Raw genomic sequence first — 1,195 nt, forward strand, 5'->3', positions numbered from 1 at the left:
TGTAATCCCCCCATTTTTAACCGCCCGTTTGAGTAGAGGGTTATGCTGCCTGTAGCAGCTGGGTTGGAGGTATTCCCCCGATGGCCGAATTTGGCCGCTCGTTATTGTATTCCCAAAGCCACTGCGTCGCTAACAGCTGAGCGTGGGCGATGCTGTTGAACTCATGCAGATCCAGCCATTCATGCCGTGCCGTTCGATTGAAGCGCTCGATGTAGGCGTTCTGCGTCGGCTTGCCCGGCTGGATATAGATCAGCGTTATCCGGTGCTTGTTGGCCCAGTCTACCAGCGACTGTGAGAGGTATTCCGGACCATTGTCACAACGAAGTGCCGCGGGTTTGCCGCGCCATTCAATGATTTGCTCCAGGGCGCGAATGACGCGTGGTGCAGGCAGTGACAGGTCGACTTCGATACCCAGCCCCTCGCGGTTGTAATCGTCAATCACGTTGAAGGTTCGGAATGTTTTGCCGCTGATGAGCTGGTCGCTCATGAAGTCCATCGACCAGACCTGATTCGACGCGGTCGGTACGTCCAGCTCTCCCGGATAATCGCGCTTTATGCGCCGCTTGGGCTTGATACGCAGGTTCAGCTCCAACTCACGGTAGATGCGGTACACACGCTTGTGATTCCAGGTGAAGCCCTTCACGTTGCGCAGGTACATGAAACACAGGCCAAAACCCCAGCGCTTGTGAGTCTGTGTCAGCCTCAACAGCCAATCCGCGACCAGCGCGTTCTCACCATCCAGCTTGGCCTGGTAGCGATAGCAGGTCTCGCTGATGCCGTACACCACGCAGGCCAGCCGGATACTGATGCCATGCTTTGCCACGCCTTTCCTGGCCATCTCCCGGCGTTGAGATGGCCTTACAACTTTCCCTCAAGCGCCTCCTGGCGCAGTTCCGCCTTGATCCGCTCCTCAGCGTACATCTTCTTCAGGCGGGCGTTCTCGGCTTCCAGCTCTTTTAGGCGCTTCATCATCGATGCGTCCATGCCGCCGTACTTTGAGCGCCACTGGTAGATCAGCGCCGTGCTGACATTGTGTTCACGGGACAGGTCAGCAACCGGCACGCCAGCTTCATGCTGCTTCAGAATCGCCAGTATCTGGCTTTCGGTGAATCGAGACTTTTTCATCTATCGCTCCTTCTGCGATCATTGTAGAAGTCTCTACTCAAAACCTCGATTATTTTTTGGGGGGATTACA

Annotated in this window: 1 protein-coding gene; it reads right to left on the minus strand. The window is 55.8% G+C overall.

Features of this window, described 5'->3' with window-relative positions; translation table 11 throughout:
* Positions 1-40: 40 nt before the first annotated feature.
* A protein-coding gene (locus tag FVW59_RS19515) for an IS3 family transposase (RefSeq protein WP_148066052.1) occupies positions 41-1,125 on the minus strand; the annotation gives its coding sequence in 2 pieces (ribosomal slippage) (positions 41-864 and positions 864-1,125; 1,086 coding nt in all).
* Between the last annotated feature and the right edge of the window lie 70 nt (positions 1,126-1,195).

The sequence above is a fragment of the Parahaliea aestuarii genome, from assembly GCF_008064635.1.
GTDB lineage: Bacteria > Pseudomonadota > Gammaproteobacteria > Pseudomonadales > Halieaceae > Parahaliea > Parahaliea aestuarii.